We start from the raw sequence: 15,099 nt of genomic DNA, 5'->3' as shown, positions 1-15,099 counted from the left end.
CCAGCGACACAGACTCGAATGACGCAACGTGTGCACCAAGCAAGGAAGGGTAAAAGCGAAGGGGCCGCGACACCCCGGTTCTCATCCTGATTGTCGCTGGCTTCTCATCCAGATTGACGCGCTACAGCAGCGATTTCGTAGAAGGCAGTATCCAGCGAGTCGAAGCTCATTCCGGTAGCGAGATCGGTGGCCAGCCAAGTTTGCAGGATAAAAATCCCGCCCATCAAAAATAGCGAGATCAGGGCCGCCCGGCCAACCTGACGGGAGGGGTCGCCCTTGACCTCTTCTGCTAGGGTCGAAATGGCATCGAAACCAAGAAAGGACAGCACTGCCACCGATACCGCGGTCATCACCAGGTTCAGGTCGAAATTAGCTGGATCATAGAATGGCTGGAGCGTAAGTTCTCCATTCCCCATGCCACCATAGAGCGCCTGAAATCCCAGCCCCAAAAATAGCGCCAAGACGATCAGCTCACCGATCAGGAACATTTTGTTGACGCGAGCAGTGAAGGTTACGCCACGCAAGTTCACCAAGGTGGCGGATACCAGGAAAATCAGCATCCAGCCCAGCTTGGGAATGGCCGGAAAGAAATGGTGCAATGCCAGGGCACTGAAAATATAGAGAAGCGGCGGGATTAACAGGTAATCCAGTAGCAGCACCCATCCTGCTATGAATCCCAGGTGCTCATGCACGCCGCGCTGGGCATACGAATACACCGACCCGGCGATGGGAAATGCTTTCGACATCTGCGCATAACTCAGTGCCGTGAACAGCATGGCTACCATGCCGATGAAATATGCCAGTGGTACCATCCCCTGGGCATCGGCATGCACCCAGCCGTAAACCCCGAAGGGAGCGATGGGGATCATGAAGATCATGCCGTAGATCACCAGGTCGGTCAGGCTCAGGCCACGCTTGAGTTGTTGTTTGTAGCCAAAGTTTTCTATGGACATATCAGTCACCTATTGTTGTTTGTACTGAAGGTGTGGGGTTGCTCAGGGGCTGGCTTAAAGCAGTGGTGCAAGGCGTTCGGCCCATCGCTCTATCGCGGTATGCGTACGCAACAGGTCGTTGCGAACTTCGAGCAGAACGCAAGGTAGTCCGCGTCCGTCGCCATGCACGGGCACGGTGACATCTTCATCGGGGTGAATCTGGTAGGGCTGGTTGTCGCCCACGTGAACCCCCGCGCGAGTCAGACCAAGTATCATGTGCTCGGCGTACGCTTGGGCTTTTGCGTAGAGTACGCCGACCTCCCAAGGCCTTTGTTGGCCATGCATGGCTGGGGTAAACGAGTGAATGGCGACAACCCGAGTCGGGATGCCCTTCTCCATGCGGTGGTCGATCAGTTCACTGACCTTTGCATGGAAAGGCTGGAATAAATGATATCGGCGCGCCATGCGCTCCTCTTCGGCCAACGAGACATTCCCTGGTATCCGCCAACCGTCGCTAAGAGATGGAATGCTGTCTGGTGCCTCGACAGGACGATTCAGATCGATCAACAGTCGCGAATAGTTGGCCAACACCAAAGGGGCTTCCAGCCGATCACTCAGCGACTGTGCCAGCGCAAGCGCACCGATATCCCAGCCGATATGCTCGCGTTGCACTCCGGAAGGCAGGCCGAGATTGTCATAACTCTCGGGGATATAGTCGCTGGCATGCTCGCAGAGCAGCATGACGGGGTGCGATGAGTCGATATGGCGCAGCGTATAGGCTGGCTTCGTGAAGCGCGTTGCAATGTTCTGATGAGCATCAACGAACATGATGGGCCTCAATAGATGGAGCGATACAAGGCGCACAGTGCGTCGTCATCCAGGCCTTCGACATTGGCGAGTTCCTGGCGCTTGAGTGCTTGATAGGTGGCTAGCAGCGGCTCGGATAGACACTCCTCCAGCGCTGGACAGGCACGTAATGCTTCCAGCGCAGCGCTTAATGATGCCGGCAATGGATGGATCCCCAGCTTCGTTCTCTGCTCGTCGCTGAGCGTATCCGGGTCCTGGTCGGCTCGTGCCGTCATCGGTAGCCGTTGCTCAATCCCCAGACGACCAGCCATCAGAATTACCGCCATCGCCAAATGTGGGCTGGCCGTGGCGTCGAGAGCTCGGTACTCCAAATTGAACTGTTGCTCCACCGGCTTATTGCCAAGTCGGGTGGTTGGGCACACCCGCAATGCGGCCTCGCGATTTCGCACACCCAGACATGCATAGGCGGAACTCCAATGGTGTGGTTGCAAGCGGAGATAGGAGACTGGCGACGGCGCGGTAAATGCGCATAGCGCTGGCATGTAATGCAGCACTCCCGCAGCCCAATGCTGACCTAATCTCGATAGACCGATAGCCCCTTTCGAATCGTGCAATACCGGCAAGTTATTCTCGTCAAGAAAGCTGAGGTGCAAGTGCACGCCATTACTGACGCCTCCGGGAAACGGCTGCGGCGTGAAGCTTGCTTCCAAGCCCAATTGTCGGGCGATGTCCCGTGTGATCTCGCGTACATTGATGGCGCGATCGGCACTTGCCAGGCCTATGGCCGGGCGACAGGTAACCTCGTATTGGTGCTGGCCATATTCTGGAAGAAAGGTCTCCGGTGAATTGTGGCTGTTGGCCAGGGCCTCCATCAGGCATGCCGCGAAGCGCGCTGCCCGGCGTTGGGCCTGCAACGAGAAGGCAGGTGCTGCCAAGCCAGTAGAATCGTTCAAGATGAACTCATGCTCGAACGCCGCTTTGACTTGCCATCCCAGATTCTTCCGATAGTGAGCCAACTCGGCCTCGAGCACGGTACGGGGACATACCGGCCATGGCTCTCCATCCACCGTATACAAGTTGCCATGAACGTAATGCATGTCGGGGACATGGTCAGAGATCGCCCGGACATGCACATGGCTATCCAGGTCCGGTATCAAGCGCAGATCACCATGGGATCCCCAAGGGTTGGGATCGGCAATGATGTCCTGAGGCGTGAGAGCACTATTGGCGGGTACCCAGCCACAACCACTGGTTGCTTCGTTCTGTAGCGCCTCGCGGGGAACGGCTCGGCCTCGCGTGATAGCCGTGAGGTCCGTAGAGACGATGCTGATCAGGTCCATGAAATATTGCTCTTGTATTGGTTATCGAACAGGTCGCGGCGAGTTTCTAGCCCTGCATTCGTGCAACTTTTTCCAGCACGGTTTGCGTGTCGGAGATGAAGCAGTACCCCTTGATGGCATTCAGGCAGGATCGATGGCGAGCTTCACTCTGGGTGGCGCAGGCATCCTCTACCATGGTGACGAGGTAGCCGCGATCAGCGGCATCGCGCACGGCCATGTCCACGCATTGGTCGGTAACCACGCCGCAGATCACCAACTGCTCCACGCCCAGGTTACGCAGCACATAATCGATGGCCGTGGAGTTGAAAACTCCCGACGATGTCTTGGGTAGCACGATTTCATTGGCGACAGGCGCCAATTCCGAAATCACCTGGGCATGGGAATGGCCCTTGGGCAGATGGATATTGGAGAGCTTATGATCGAGTGATCGATCGCGGCCATCCTCGGTCAGGCTCTCGATAATGGTGTGCAGCACATTCTGCTGGGCTCCTCGGAAGGCACTCAGAAGCGCTTGCTGGTTGGGTATCACCGTATTTCGCAACCGGTTGAAGTAATAACTGGATTCCCCCTCTTCCGACTGAGGGGCGAGGCCCGGCCGTATCCACACCTCTTGCATGTCGACAAAAAGCAGAGCGGTTGCATTTTTCTTGTAGGGCAAGTCGCGCGGCGACTCGACTGGCGGGGTAGCCATCATCATGCGTCCTCAATCAGATGAACATGAAATTCGGAGCGAATCCTGTCGATGCGAGCCAGGCGATTGTCGAGAGTGTCGAGAGACTGATGGGTCAGGCAGGCAATCAACGCTTCTACCTGGGCCATGGCAGGCACTAGCGTGTCGAAGGGTGACGGTGATTGGACTGGGGCGCTGATGACGATGTCCGCATCGTCTCGCAGTGGGGAGGCATAAATATCGGTGAACAATATGATCCGTGCCCCCTGTGCGGCAGCGACACGTGCCAGGGTTTGCGCTTGCTGCTGGTAGCGTCGGTAATCGAAGATCACCAGGATGTCTTGCTCTCCCACGTCGATCAGTGCATCGGCAATATGGCTGGAATCGGGAAGCAGGTGGCAATTGGCGCGCATCAGCCTTAGATGTGCGTGTAGGTATCCAGCCAGGAAGAAGCTATAGCGACCGCCATGCAGCCAGACATGATGCTGTGGAGAGGACAGAAGCTTGCATAGTCCTTGAATGTCAGGTGCTGACATCAGTTGGCGTGTCTCATCGACTAGCGACGATGTGCCAGCAAGGTAGTCATCCCAGTTTTCGGGCAAGGGGTGCTTATAGCGCTGCTTGTCCAACTGCATGCGTGGGGAACGCAAGCGTTCGTCGACTTCTTCGACCAACCCACGCTGGAAATCCGAATAGCCGCTGAACCCCAGCTTCCTGACTAGCCGCATGACGCTCGGCTCGCTGACCCCGGCCACTGCCGCCAGGCGCGCCATGGGCCCCAGGCCTGCACGAGGATAGTCATCAAGCAATATACGCACGACCTTGCGCTCGGCCTGCGTCAGCGATACGGGGGGCGATGACAGTAGTGTCTTGAGATTCGGCATCTTCCGCCTCTGTGCATTGTATTCGTAGTGAACACTACACTATTAACATATTTTGTATTTTTTGTAGCATATACTACTTTTCGGCGGGCGCAAACATGCTGGTGATTTCTTTACACTGGAATGGGCGAAGGAGGGATTCGTCTATGATTATTGCCGCCAGTCTTGGCGAAAGGGGGTATGCGCCACGCGCACATACGTCATGTACGTGCCCATTGCACACAAGTGAATCTGGGGCGAGGGGTGGTTGTGCGGCAGGTTCGCCTGAGATATGCGTCTCATCGCAATGCCCCGCCCCGGCGGTGACCCGTCGCGCGCCATCGACACCCCGCCCCGCCTGCGCTCTAAACAAGACGGTTTTTCTTCATTCCCTCAGCCCTAGGCGGGCATAGCTGGCACAAGGCGCAGGGTGGCTGGGGTGTCAAGGGGGAGCGTGATTAGCTGTCAGCTAAAAATAATTGCGCGTTTTTAGCTGTAAGCTATAATTGGGGCAATGAAAACGATCTCGTACAGCAAAGACGCCTTGAAGGTATTGAAGCGCATGCCGCGCCCGGACGCGCAGCGCATCCGGCGCAAGATCACGGCCTATGCCGAAGACCCGGTGGCCCAGCGCAACAACGTCAAGGCACTGGTTGGCAGCGAGTATATCCGGATGCGGGTCGGGGACTGGCGGGTGATCATGGACGACCGGGGCACGGTGTTGTTGGTGCTGAAGATCGGCGCCCGCGGCGACGTCTATCGTTGACGAATCACGAGGAAGCAGATCATGGGTACACCACAATTCATCCAAACTCCCGCCGGCGAGCGCCTGGTAGTGCTAAGCGAGCAGGACTACGCCACGCTGCTCGAGCAGGCGGAAGACTATCACGACATTCAAGCGGCGAATGAGGCCCGCGCACGCATCGACGCGGGCGAGGAGACCTTTCCGTCCAGCGTCGTCGAGGCGTTGCTCGACGGCGCGGCGCCGGTGCGGGTGTTCCGCGAGTACCGGGGGCTTCGCGCGGGCGAGCTGGCCGAGAAGGCGGGCATCAGCCAGGGCTATCTGTCGGAGATCGAGGCGGGCAAGAAGACCGGCTCATTGAGTGTGTTGAAGCGGATCGCCGAGGCGCTGGATGTGGACTTGGACAGCTTGACCTGACGCTACACCATTATAACGGCCGCGCCCTATCGCGTTGTGGGTAGTCGATAGTCGGGCCGTTGCGATCGACCCGGTCGCGCACGTTTCTTCTGTTCGTCTATGATCGCTGGGGACTCGGCGGGGACTGAATTCGAGAGGTTCTGAGATGCTGAAAGGCTCTAGAATGCGGCTTCTAGGCCTGTTGATGGTGCGGATGGGGAGACTTGAACTCCCACGCCCGAAGGCACTGGAACCTAAATCCAGTGCTCATTTGGCCAAAGTCTCCAAGTCATTGATTCCGTGATAATTTTTGTTTCCGTTGGTTGATATGTTTTGCGCCACACCACGATCCACACCACGGTCTGAGGCGTGTGGCGTTTCCGTGGATTTCAATCCAGTGCCCTCATCTAGCACCCCAATAGCGTTCCTCAGATTATCAGGCGACATATGGACATAGCGCTGTGTCGTCACGATGGACGAGTGACCAGCCAGCTCCTTGATAGCCGGGATGGGTACGCCACGTTGAGCCAGCCTGGAGCAAAACGTGTGGCGCAGCACATGGATGCCGAACTGAGGATCACCCATCAGTCCCATGTGGTGACGCGCACGATCCCAGTGATACCGAATCATATCCTTGGTCCAGCCAGTGAACAGCCTATCGGTTGGCTTCTCGATCCTGTTCAGGCGCTTCCCCAGGATGGCTGAAGCTCGACGAGTGAGAGGCACTGACCGGGCTCGACCAGACTTGCTCTCCCAGATGAACACCTTGCCATCACTGACATCCCGAGCCTGGAGTCGGAGTAACTCGCTCCTCCGAAATCCAGTGTCCAGTGCGAGGCACATGAAGTCTGCCATATCTTCCTGGCCAACATGCTCGAAGTACGCCAGCGCTTCGGCTTCCTCTTCAGGCGTGACCCAACGAATGCGATGCTCAGGTTCACGCTTGCGGCTCATGTCCGGTAGCTGCTGAACGTAGCCGTGCTTCTGGCCATACTTGAGCATCGTCGATAGGGCAGAGAGCTTACGGTTGATCGTGGCGTCACTGTTACCGGCCTCGGAGAGCTTTATCACCATGTTCTCCACCCGGCGAGTCGTCACAGAGATGACCGGCAAGTCCCAGCCGAGAGCCTCACAGACGCTCGCTGAGTTCATCTCTGAGGTTTTCTTGGACTTGGCCCCGGCCCAGTGGTGGGTAAGCGTCTCTTCCCGTAGCTGAGCCATTGTGACGCCACGAGTCTGAGTCGGTCCTTCGTCCCCCATGTCAACCGGCTTGCCGTACTTGAGGTTGTGCTTGGTCTGGCTCTCCCAGGCTTCGGCGTCAGCGTAGACGTCGAAAGAACGGCGGAAGCGCTCACCACGGTGATGAACAGTGACCTGATACTTGCGACCACGCTTGGCGATAGGCATAATGTGCCTCCGTTATTGAGTTGCGTCGGTGATGGAATTGGTAGACATGCAGGATTTAGGTTCCTGTGCCGCAAGGCGTGAGGGTTCAAGTCCCTCCCGACGCACCATCCTTGGCGCTGCTTCTCCTGGCGTCAGCGTAAAGGCTGAGACACCAGATAATCCAACTGTGCTGCTAGGCGTTCGCCTTTAGGTGTGAGCTTTACGATCTTCCTGCGGCGCTCGACTGGGTCTTCCATAGCCTGGACGAGTCCGTATCCTGGCTTGTTGTGCTTCAACCACTCAGAGAGCAGCGAGACATTCCTTGAGCATGTTGACTGGACAGTCCCCGTGCGTTCCATTAGCTCTTTCATTGTGATGCCAGGATTCATCGCTATCGTCACGAAAAATACCGCTGTTTGCGTCTGCATATCAGGATATATCTGACGGAATTCTTCTAGAATCTGACAGACTCGCATCATCCCTGCCTTTGTGTACCCGCTGCTACTGTTCATGGTTCGGTTTCCTTCAGCCATATCCAGGCGATATGACGATGTGACATCGACCAGCCCAGATAAGAATGTCACCTGTATCGGTGTCTTTTTCGTATTCAAGAGGACGGTAGCCCCTGACTACCGATGGGAATTCCATGAAGATTGACTTATGGAACGGCTTAATGTTGGTGAAGAAAAACAAAACTGTCAACCCCTGGTTGATATGATATGTGAACGGAATTGATGAGACAGGGGAATTTTACCGCCCTCTGTAAGGTAGTCAAGTAAACTTAGTTAGCCAGCTACCGACAGGAACCACCAGCCGTCTATCCTTTTGATAGTTATCTTGGCTCCAGCTCTCACGTAGTCATGGAGGGGCTTCAAGAGCCCCTCCAGGCTGCCCCCAATCACAATGGTCATGGTGCTGCCCTCCGCTGGTGTTCGTCCAAGCGTTCCGCTGCGCGTATCCTTAGTTCCCTGATCCTTGGATCGCCCATACCGTATATCCTGGCGAGCCTTTCGGCCTTGCGCTGCTGGTGTTCCCAGTGCTGTCTCTGTTTCTCAGTCATCGCTCACGGTCCCTTGGACATGGCCACTTGAGACTTGAGTTCCTGGCGTTCCCTGATAAGGAGGTCGATGAGTTGATCGACTTCTCTCATCCCAAGGTCGGCCTTTTCGTGCAAGTCAATCAGGTGCTCTACCTGTTTCTCTTCGCTGTGACTGATCATTTTGATTTCCCCTCCAGTCGTTGCTTAGAGTGTTTCCAGGCTGCCTTCACTGCCTCTTCTCTTGAGTTGTAGCTATGGTCGAGTGTTTCCAGACTGCCACTGACAACCCAACCGAAGGTCCAGCCGTTGTCGTATTCCTGAAGCCAATAGAGCGTCGGCGGTGTTAAAGCCTCCGAATATGTCGGAGCGAATTCCCGGTAGTATTCCAACAGCCTCGCCATTTGCTGGAGCTGCTCACGCTGCCGTTCGATCTTCATCTCGGCGAGTTCAAGGTGATGCTTAATGTCCATCTATTGGTCCTCCTCTTTGATTTGTTGATTGATCCTAGCGAGGTACTCGGCAGCGGTTTCGACTTTATACTTTTGTCGATTCACTGCCTCCGCTGTAGACTCACTGAAGGTTTCAAGAACAGGCTTTCCAGTCTGGCGATGAGTGATCACCCAGCTACCGCAATGATTCTCTAAGGGAGGGATCATGGTGTTATCTCCTATTGCTTCTCTCGCGGTTTATCTCAATCCCTCCCCTTTGGCGTATGCCATCAACATCCGGCGATACCATGAATACCCTCTCGGTCCTCGTCCCTTGGCATTGCCTTCCCACATCACGACAACGGTCCCTCCGGGCTTAACCCCGCAGTACACTCCACGGGCTCCACCAGCGGTGACCCATTGTCCCGGCTGTAACTTCTTGGCGATTTCTTCGCGATCAATCGCCCATATATCTAGGGTTTTCTGGAATTTCATCGCGTGACTCTCTCTCTCTGTTGTTTCTCTTGGTCCTGGCCAGACGGAGACTCGCGGCGCTCGTTCCAGCGGTCAGGCTCAGGGACACTCGCTTGGAATGTCCCTTGGTCTGTTCACTGGCGAAGCGGCATAACGACGGCTGTTCGACCACCCGGAAGATCGAGACGGATAGTGCTTTCTTTCTTGGCTATCCAGACATTGGCACTGGATTTCTCCATGCTCATAGCAGCCAGGAAGTAATCACGGTCAACATGCGGACCATTCTCTTCGTTGCCGTGACAGTCAGGCAGCTTGAAGAACTTCAATTTGTCGTCCTTAACGTGAACGTCGAGAGCATCCTTGTTGATCTCATATGGACTATACTCGCCGTTCATTACAGGGTCAGGAACTACGCGCTCATAGTTCGGGTATTGAGCCCAATTAGGATCATGACAACGGACGCCTGACACGTCATAAAACCCTGGCTCCAACCCTTCCCAGTTGCGGGCCATGTGAAGTCGATGGCCATCAGTGCCGACGATATGCTTCTCAGTCACGTAGACCCAATTCAGGTAATACCTGGCATCATCCTTAGCGACAGCCTTAGCGACCCACTCAAAGTCACTCTTAGGCTTCGCTGGAGCCTTCGGCATGAAGTAGGCATAGAGACTGGCCAGAGCGTCTTTAGCTGATGAGTCGATGTATTGTTCGCCCATCGTTTCGATGATCTCTTTGAGCTTCTCGTGAGCGACTGCCTTGGTCGGCTTTTTGCCATGGCTGGCGGCGGTAGCGATAGCGGAAACGAAGATGTCAGTCATGTCGTTCTCTCCTGCTGGTTGTCTTTTGGTCCAGTCAATGACACTGGCCAGTGGACACGCTTCGACATGTCCACCAGTCAATAACATCGAACTACGGATATGTTGAGGCACAATTAGAACTCACTGGCATTGATGCGCCAGACTCCTGGCTCAATCTCTGCGACATCGCCGCCTATCTGAAGGTCACGAGCGAATGAGTCATAATCGAAGTAACGTTGAGCTATCTCTGGAAGATCGAAGCAATAATCGACTAGCTCTTCCGCATAGTCTCTAATCGAGCCCCACCAGACTTGAACCTCATCGGCTTTTGACAAGGCATCGGACAGGTCCATCCCTACGTTGTCTAAGAGGTAGATAATGGCGATAGCCTCATCGTCTGAGAGATGATCAAGGTCATCGAACCAATCACCGATAGTCGCTTGACTGATACCGGCAGCCTTGAAAATCTTGGGATTATCACCGTCGATGAATTGAATCTCGAACTCTTCGACAGGCTGGCCGAATTCATTACGACATTTCTCTGATTTGTCCATGTACTCTTCTTCAGAGTCGAAGTAGAAGCCAGCAGCGTGAAGGTCATATGGTTGAGCAAACAGAGTGGACATTGTGTTGTCTCCTATCATTGACCGTGCATGGTTTTCTTGAGGTAGTCGATGTACTCTTGCATGGCATCCTCTCTTAGTCAGTCTTCCCGCTTGATCCAGCGAGCCCCGTGAGGCACTGACATTCCATTGAGAAAGGCTTCTCTATGCTCTTCCTTAACTTGGTGTAAAGCGACTGAAGCTCTATGCCATGGCCCACTTGTTTTCGCCCCGTTGTCAGTCACCACAATACTGAAAATTACGTTAAGCGGTTCGATCATACGCATCATTTCTCTCCTCTATTGAATCGTATGAATCAACGGATACCTTCAGGCGCACCGATAGAGATACGCCTTGAGCTATCCGCTCGACTGTTTTTAGGGACAGCTAGCCCATCCAAAGAGCTGTTACAGCGGTCACTTGGCTGATCGAGGGAAGCGCTTGTGACTTGTTCCCAGGCCATGATCTTTAAGTTTGCCCCTGGTAGCTTGGTCTGTCTGGCGTCTCTCGACGTGATGTTTTCCAGCTTAGTATCCGCTAGTTGATATGTCAAGTCAGCGGATTGTTCGATTTACAATTCATCGCTTGGTTGTTGGCTGCGAGGGCTCAAGCTTATAGCTGATCTTGCCGTTCGCCTCGCCGTGTCCCTTGGGTTTTAACGTCTTTAACCTTGACTCCAGTCTGGACAGTGGCGAGTGCCTTGCGTCGTTGCCTTGCGATGTACTTTCCAGCCTAGACCCTCGATCATATCCTGTCAAGGATCAATTCAATCAAAGGATACATCGGCAGCAAAAAATAAGTGAGTGACAGCATTCTCACTTCGTCGCGACTCAACCTAAGCAGGGCAGTAGGGCTGCCTTGTGGTCAGCCTAGTAGTGAGCCCATCATGTAGTGTCTCTTGTGGCTGTCTCGTGGTATATCTAGTAGTGGTGATGGTGTAGTACAACATGTGGTGGGCTTTGAGTGTGTCTTTTGGCTCATCTTGTGGTGTCTTCAGCAAAAATAATACCCCAGCACTCAGGCACGCCAAAAAGAAAAGCGATGCGATGCCTGTACAGTCGTCGAGTAGCTTTCTAGGGCTATACACTAGATTCATGATCGAGTGTGAGGCCAGTAGAATCAATCACCTAGATGAATTTGTGGTGCATCTTGTGGCGTGATCCAGGGGGTGGGTACGGTAAATCAATGACTTATACCACCAGGGTGCTGCCAGGGCCGCCCCCAAGGGGGGAATCCCGCGAGCTATTCTACTCTCAATACCGGCTCACATTTTTGCACCAAAAGAATCGGCCTATAGACCACCCCAAAGACGCTCTCACAGCCATCAATAGGGTAGGGCATCTCTCTAGTAGATAGACTAGTAGAGGAACGCACAGAGCGATCTGACGGGTATTGAGTCCTTCGATGAGGATGGTACATCAATACCAGACTCATCGAAGGACTCTGGAGATGTTCTTGTACAAACTGTACAAAGATGTAATGATATTGTACAAGTATTTCCCCCTCCCACGGACGTTCATGACAGGAAGTACCTGTACATCCCCATCTTAAAGATTCCTCTTTAGCGTGACTCACAGAGAGAACCTGTCCATCCATGTCAGTAATGGATAATCACTCACCAGAGATCATCTAAAGACGCTCTTAAAGACTGTCTTAAAGAAAGGGGAGGGGATTCATACGTTCCCCTCCTTGGGTGGGCTTTATTGTCAGCCCTGATATGTCGGTGCTCAGAGATGAACCCAGGTCTGCTCATTTTCACCCAGAGAGCTTCCCAGGATGTTCTCTTTGAATTTCTCCAGTTCCATGTTCAGGAGCTGGTCATAGTGATCTTGGGCGCTTTTGTCAGCGTCCTGAGCCATCTGCTCGACCCAGTAAGCGACTGCCCCAGCGAGCGCATCGAGACGGTCGTCATGAGCCAATGCGCCTTTGTCGTGAGTCAGCCGGGTCATCTGATAGAACAACGAATAGCGAGGATTCGAAGCCGTCTCGTAGTCCTTCTTGATGAGCCTCTCGTCGATCACCAGTCGATGCTGGTTCATGACTGGCTCCAGGGTGTCGATGATGCGACGTTCTTTCTGCTGAGTGGCTCGTGGGCCTTCTTCCAGGGTGCAGGGATGGATTCGACGGAGCCACGGTTTGAACAGCTCGTTGAACATCCCATCGCCGAAGTTGGGCTCGGACCAGACTTCATTGACCTTGTGTTTCGCTGCGATGGTCGCCAAGCCTTTCAATGTGGCTTCCTCATAGCCGCCCTTGAAGCCTCCAACGTCCATGACGAACAGCCATCCATGGAGCATCTTCACGACAGCGTAGGAAGTCTCATCCTGGCCACGTCCTGATGGGTCGATGAACATGAACGAGCCTGTGTACTCGGCCATGTCATTGGACTTCCACATAGGACGATAGAACTTGTCGCCAGCCATACCCACGTTGGGAGCATCACCAATGACGTACTCTGGGCCAGAAGACCAAGCGAGCTTCACTGGTGCCCTCTCAGGGTCCAAAGGCATACAGATCAGATCGGAAAGCTTCAGTGGGAACTTCTCAGCGTCGGACAGCGAGGTATCCAACATGAACTGGAGGGCAAACCCTGAGCGACCATAGGACGCTTCACGCTCATTCAGGTCTTCATCGCCAAAGCGCTGAGGGTCAACAGGATCACGCGCTTGTCCGCCCCTGGCGATCTTCTCCATGACCATCGGAGCGAGGTTCCCTTTGTACGTCTCATCGTTCTGGGGAATCCGGGCTGGCCATACGCGAATCTCATAGCCGCGCTCATTGAGTTCGTTGTAGATCGACATCTCGGTCTGTGGCGTACCGAGAAACGTAATGACGCCTCCAGGCTTGAGAATGGCGTCGAACTCTTTGATGCGCTCAGAGAGCTGCTCACGGAGAGCGTGGGTAAGGGAGTTGTTCAGGGACTCCACGTCATCGGCAATGATCTCGTCAGCACGGGAGCCGGTAAGCTGACCAGTGATACCAACGGACTTCACTGAGGGAGAGTGGGAGATACCTGCCGGTCCCACGTCGAACATGATGTTGGAGTCACGCTGACCTTGCTTGGGACGAAGGGAGCGTAGAAGAGGGAACTCATAGATCAGTCGCTTGGTGAACGTGGAGAACTGGTCTGAGCGATCCTTCGAGGCTGACACCACGAGGAAGTTGAGATGTGGATTGAGGAGTAACCGCCAGCACACATAGGCACTCGTCACCCAGGACTTGCCCACGCCACGGAAAGCCTCAATGACCTTCCTTCGTGGGCCAGTCTGGAGATAATGAGCGATGTCGTATTGAACAGGCGTGGGGTCAGGCTTCGGGGCGGTAATAGCGCCGGACTCCCAAAGAAACTTCCAAGTGAGATACAGGAAGTTCCTGAAGTCTTTCAGCTCTTCAGGGATATTCTGATTGACTACGTTATGCATACGCATCCTTAGAAGCCCTGTGAGCCTCTCTAAGAGCTTCTATCCGTTAGCAGTACAGATGCACTAGGGGATATGTTGAGGCAGCACAGAGAAGCACACAGAGCTGTCTCGAAGGGATTGAGAGAGACTTAGTGGGAAGTGGGCTCGTCAGGATTCGTGAAGGGGAGCTTTGAGACTGAAGATGACAGTTGACCCAACGGGCTATCATCGGTCGGCACAGCCTCGATGCCGTTATCCTTGAGGAACTTCACTGCTTGGGCGAACTCTGAGGCAGTCGCCTCACCAGATTCGATGCGTTCTAGGAGTTGTTTCCCGACAGCATTGTGAAGCTTCTCAAGGAGTTCCTTACTTGCGGTTGACATTGTGGTTTATCACCTCCTTGATGTGATTCTTGAGTGATCGCAATGATCGACAGGCTTTGGGAACGATTACGATCAGTTGGAATACGATGAGTACCCCTGTACCCATAAAGACCCAATCTTTGAGAGTGACTCCGAGAAAACTCAGGGACGATACTCCGACAGGGACAGGGGCAGTGACTTGTGCGACGGTCTCTGCGGCTTGTCTTGTGGTGGACATTAGAGATTCGGTTTATTTGGCCAGCTTACAGATTTCGGGAAGCCCGCCTGTTCGGGTAAGTCTCGGAGGGACTGGCGGTAATCTTTGAGATTCTTCGGGACGGGTTTCCCTGATTCAAGAGCCCGGAGAACCTCTACGTCGGATTCACGGAGTTTCTCGTTACGTTCTCTTCGGGCTTTATTTTTGGCTTCTTCGAGACGTTCTGACTCTGCCTCTTCTGGAGTTTTAAATTGGATATTCGCCATTATGTTCTCCGGGGTTAATCAAAGAAACGGATTCCATCACGAGTTTTTACCCATGCCTTCCCATAATGTAGCTTGGACGTGTCGCGTACTACATGAACCGTGCGGGGGTCGTATCCAGACACATTAAACCATCCGCTTTCGCTCCAATACCCAGGACCTACTTCTTGACATAGGAAGACTTTCAGCTCCCCGTTTACACGTTCAACAGACCAGATTGGGATCACCCCTTTAATTTTCTCGGCGTTAGTAAGCTCCCCACCTTCTGGGAAGTCTGATAGATCATAACTCTTCGAGTGGCCGTCAACATAGGCGATAATTGTTTCCCCATCAAACCCGTAATAGTCTGGACCATCAGGAGTTGCCAGGATGTTTATTTTCAT

At 54.0% G+C, this 15,099-nt stretch carries 17 protein-coding genes and 1 tRNA gene; 3 read left to right on the top strand and 15 right to left on the bottom strand.

Features of this window, described 5'->3' with window-relative positions; translation table 11 throughout:
- Positions 1 to 104 precede the first annotated feature (104 nt).
- The 5 genes from IE093_RS09315 to IE093_RS09295 are packed head-to-tail and all read right to left on the bottom strand — an operon-like array spanning position 105 to position 4,633.
- Positions 105 to 953, bottom strand: coding sequence for an APC family permease (locus tag IE093_RS09315; RefSeq protein ID WP_229803418.1), 849 nt, complete (start codon positions 951 to 953; stop codon positions 105 to 107).
- Positions 954 to 1,007: 54 nt separating this feature from the next.
- Entirely contained in the window at positions 1,008 to 1,760 is a 753-nt protein-coding gene (locus tag IE093_RS09310; protein ID WP_189468444.1) for an N-formylglutamate amidohydrolase, read from the bottom strand.
- Between the two features lie 8 nt (positions 1,761 to 1,768).
- Entirely contained in the window at positions 1,769 to 3,079 is a 1,311-nt protein-coding gene (locus IE093_RS09305; protein WP_189468442.1) for a glutamine synthetase, read from the bottom strand.
- A gap of 46 nt (positions 3,080 to 3,125) precedes the next feature.
- Positions 3,126 to 3,776, bottom strand: a complete 651-nt coding sequence (locus IE093_RS09300) for a cysteine hydrolase family protein (RefSeq protein WP_229803417.1) — start codon at positions 3,774 to 3,776, stop codon at positions 3,126 to 3,128.
- Entirely contained in the window at positions 3,773 to 4,633 is an 861-nt protein-coding gene (locus IE093_RS09295; RefSeq protein ID WP_189468440.1) for a MurR/RpiR family transcriptional regulator, read from the bottom strand. Before IE093_RS09295 ends, IE093_RS09300 begins: the two co-directional genes overlap by 4 nt.
- 490 nt (positions 4,634 to 5,123) lie before the next feature.
- On the opposite strand from IE093_RS09295, the gene IE093_RS09290 reads away from it, so the two are divergent.
- A complete protein-coding gene (locus tag IE093_RS09290; RefSeq protein WP_189468438.1) occupies positions 5,124 to 5,375 on the top strand; it encodes a type II toxin-antitoxin system RelE family toxin in 252 nt (83 codons plus the stop codon).
- A 21-nt stretch (positions 5,376 to 5,396) separates the two neighbouring features.
- Entirely contained in the window at positions 5,397 to 5,768 is a 372-nt protein-coding gene (locus tag IE093_RS09285) for a helix-turn-helix domain-containing protein (RefSeq protein ID WP_189468436.1), read from the top strand.
- Positions 5,769 to 6,014: 246 nt separating this feature from the next.
- Here IE093_RS09285 and IE093_RS09280 read toward each other — a convergent pair whose 3' ends face one another.
- Positions 6,015 to 7,154 (bottom strand): tyrosine-type recombinase/integrase, encoded by a 1,140-nt coding sequence (locus tag IE093_RS09280; protein ID WP_189468434.1) that lies wholly within the window; start codon positions 7,152 to 7,154, stop codon positions 6,015 to 6,017.
- A gap of 22 nt (positions 7,155 to 7,176) precedes the next feature.
- Here IE093_RS09280 and IE093_RS09275 point away from each other — a divergent pair.
- Positions 7,177 to 7,261 (top strand) — tRNA-Leu (locus IE093_RS09275).
- A 24-nt stretch (positions 7,262 to 7,285) separates the two neighbouring features.
- On the opposite strand, the gene IE093_RS09270 is transcribed toward IE093_RS09275, so the two are convergent.
- The 9 genes from IE093_RS09270 to IE093_RS09230 form a co-directional block, all read right to left on the bottom strand.
- Positions 7,286 to 7,645 (bottom strand): MarR family winged helix-turn-helix transcriptional regulator, encoded by a 360-nt coding sequence (locus IE093_RS09270; protein ID WP_189468432.1) that lies wholly within the window; start codon positions 7,643 to 7,645, stop codon positions 7,286 to 7,288.
- Between the two features lie 551 nt (positions 7,646 to 8,196).
- On the bottom strand, positions 8,197 to 8,352 hold the full coding sequence (locus IE093_RS09265; protein WP_189468430.1) for a hypothetical protein: 156 nt from the start codon (positions 8,350 to 8,352) through the stop codon (positions 8,197 to 8,199).
- Positions 8,349 to 8,642: a hypothetical protein gene (locus IE093_RS09260; RefSeq protein WP_189468428.1), complete on the bottom strand. Its 294-nt coding sequence runs from the start codon at positions 8,640 to 8,642 to the stop codon at positions 8,349 to 8,351. Before IE093_RS09260 ends, IE093_RS09265 begins: the two co-directional genes overlap by 4 nt.
- Positions 8,643 to 9,208: 566 nt before the next feature.
- Positions 9,209 to 9,892: a hypothetical protein gene (locus IE093_RS09255; protein ID WP_189468426.1), complete on the bottom strand. Its 684-nt coding sequence runs from the start codon at positions 9,890 to 9,892 to the stop codon at positions 9,209 to 9,211.
- 113 nt (positions 9,893 to 10,005) lie between these two features.
- Positions 10,006 to 10,497 carry an antirestriction protein ArdA gene (locus IE093_RS09250; RefSeq protein WP_189468424.1) on the bottom strand — a complete coding sequence of 164 codons (492 nt, stop codon included), beginning with the start codon at positions 10,495 to 10,497 and terminating at the stop codon, positions 10,006 to 10,008.
- Between the two features lie 1,703 nt (positions 10,498 to 12,200).
- Complete coding sequence (terL, locus tag IE093_RS09245; protein ID WP_189468422.1) at positions 12,201 to 13,895, bottom strand: phage terminase large subunit; 1,695 nt, start codon at positions 13,893 to 13,895, stop codon at positions 12,201 to 12,203.
- Positions 13,896 to 14,023: 128 nt separating this feature from the next.
- Positions 14,024 to 14,257: a hypothetical protein gene (locus IE093_RS09240; protein WP_189468421.1), complete on the bottom strand. Its 234-nt coding sequence runs from the start codon at positions 14,255 to 14,257 to the stop codon at positions 14,024 to 14,026.
- Positions 14,258 to 14,473: 216 nt separating this feature from the next.
- Positions 14,474 to 14,719 (bottom strand): tail fiber assembly protein, encoded by a 246-nt coding sequence (locus tag IE093_RS09235; RefSeq protein ID WP_189468419.1) that lies wholly within the window; start codon positions 14,717 to 14,719, stop codon positions 14,474 to 14,476.
- Positions 14,720 to 14,733: 14 nt separating this feature from the next.
- On the bottom strand, positions 14,734 to 15,099 hold the full coding sequence (locus tag IE093_RS09230; RefSeq protein WP_189468417.1) for a hypothetical protein: 366 nt from the start codon (positions 15,097 to 15,099) through the stop codon (positions 14,734 to 14,736).

The sequence above is a fragment of the Litchfieldella qijiaojingensis genome, assembly GCF_014651875.1.
Taxonomy (GTDB): Bacteria; Pseudomonadota; Gammaproteobacteria; order Pseudomonadales; family Halomonadaceae; genus Litchfieldella; species Litchfieldella qijiaojingensis.
Note: the sequence above shows the minus strand (reverse complement) of the source record. Positions and strands in the feature narration are given on the sequence as shown.

Bases quoted from the DNA above. Each gene is read 5' to 3' on its own strand.
- IE093_RS09315 (WP_229803418.1), bottom strand. From the start codon at position 953: ATGTCCATAGAAAACTTTGGCTACAAACAACAACTCAAGCGTGGCCTG.
- IE093_RS09310 (WP_189468444.1), bottom strand. From the start codon at position 1,760: ATGTTCGTTGATGCTCATCAGAACATTGCAACGCGCTTCACGAAGCCA.
- IE093_RS09305 (WP_189468442.1), bottom strand. From the start codon at position 3,079: ATGGACCTGATCAGCATCGTCTCTACGGACCTCACGGCTATCACGCGA.
- IE093_RS09300 (WP_229803417.1), bottom strand. From the start codon at position 3,776: ATGATGATGGCTACCCCGCCAGTCGAGTCGCCGCGCGACTTGCCCTAC.
- IE093_RS09295 (WP_189468440.1), bottom strand. From the start codon at position 4,633: ATGCCGAATCTCAAGACACTACTGTCATCGCCCCCCGTATCGCTGACG.
- IE093_RS09290 (WP_189468438.1), top strand. From the start codon at position 5,124: ATGAAAACGATCTCGTACAGCAAAGACGCCTTGAAGGTATTGAAGCGC.
- IE093_RS09285 (WP_189468436.1), top strand. From the start codon at position 5,397: ATGGGTACACCACAATTCATCCAAACTCCCGCCGGCGAGCGCCTGGTA.
- IE093_RS09280 (WP_189468434.1), bottom strand. From the start codon at position 7,154: ATGCCTATCGCCAAGCGTGGTCGCAAGTATCAGGTCACTGTTCATCAC.
- IE093_RS09270 (WP_189468432.1), bottom strand. From the start codon at position 7,645: ATGAACAGTAGCAGCGGGTACACAAAGGCAGGGATGATGCGAGTCTGT.
- IE093_RS09265 (WP_189468430.1), bottom strand. From the start codon at position 8,352: ATGATCAGTCACAGCGAAGAGAAACAGGTAGAGCACCTGATTGACTTG.
- IE093_RS09260 (WP_189468428.1), bottom strand. From the start codon at position 8,642: ATGGACATTAAGCATCACCTTGAACTCGCCGAGATGAAGATCGAACGG.
- IE093_RS09255 (WP_189468426.1), bottom strand. From the start codon at position 9,892: ATGACTGACATCTTCGTTTCCGCTATCGCTACCGCCGCCAGCCATGGC.
- IE093_RS09250 (WP_189468424.1), bottom strand. From the start codon at position 10,497: ATGTCCACTCTGTTTGCTCAACCATATGACCTTCACGCTGCTGGCTTC.
- terL (WP_189468422.1), bottom strand. From the start codon at position 13,895: ATGCATAACGTAGTCAATCAGAATATCCCTGAAGAGCTGAAAGACTTC.
- IE093_RS09240 (WP_189468421.1), bottom strand. From the start codon at position 14,257: ATGTCAACCGCAAGTAAGGAACTCCTTGAGAAGCTTCACAATGCTGTC.
- IE093_RS09235 (WP_189468419.1), bottom strand. From the start codon at position 14,719: ATGGCGAATATCCAATTTAAAACTCCAGAAGAGGCAGAGTCAGAACGT.
- IE093_RS09230 (WP_189468417.1), bottom strand. From the start codon at position 15,099: ATGAAAATAAACATCCTGGCAACTCCTGATGGTCCAGACTATTACGGG.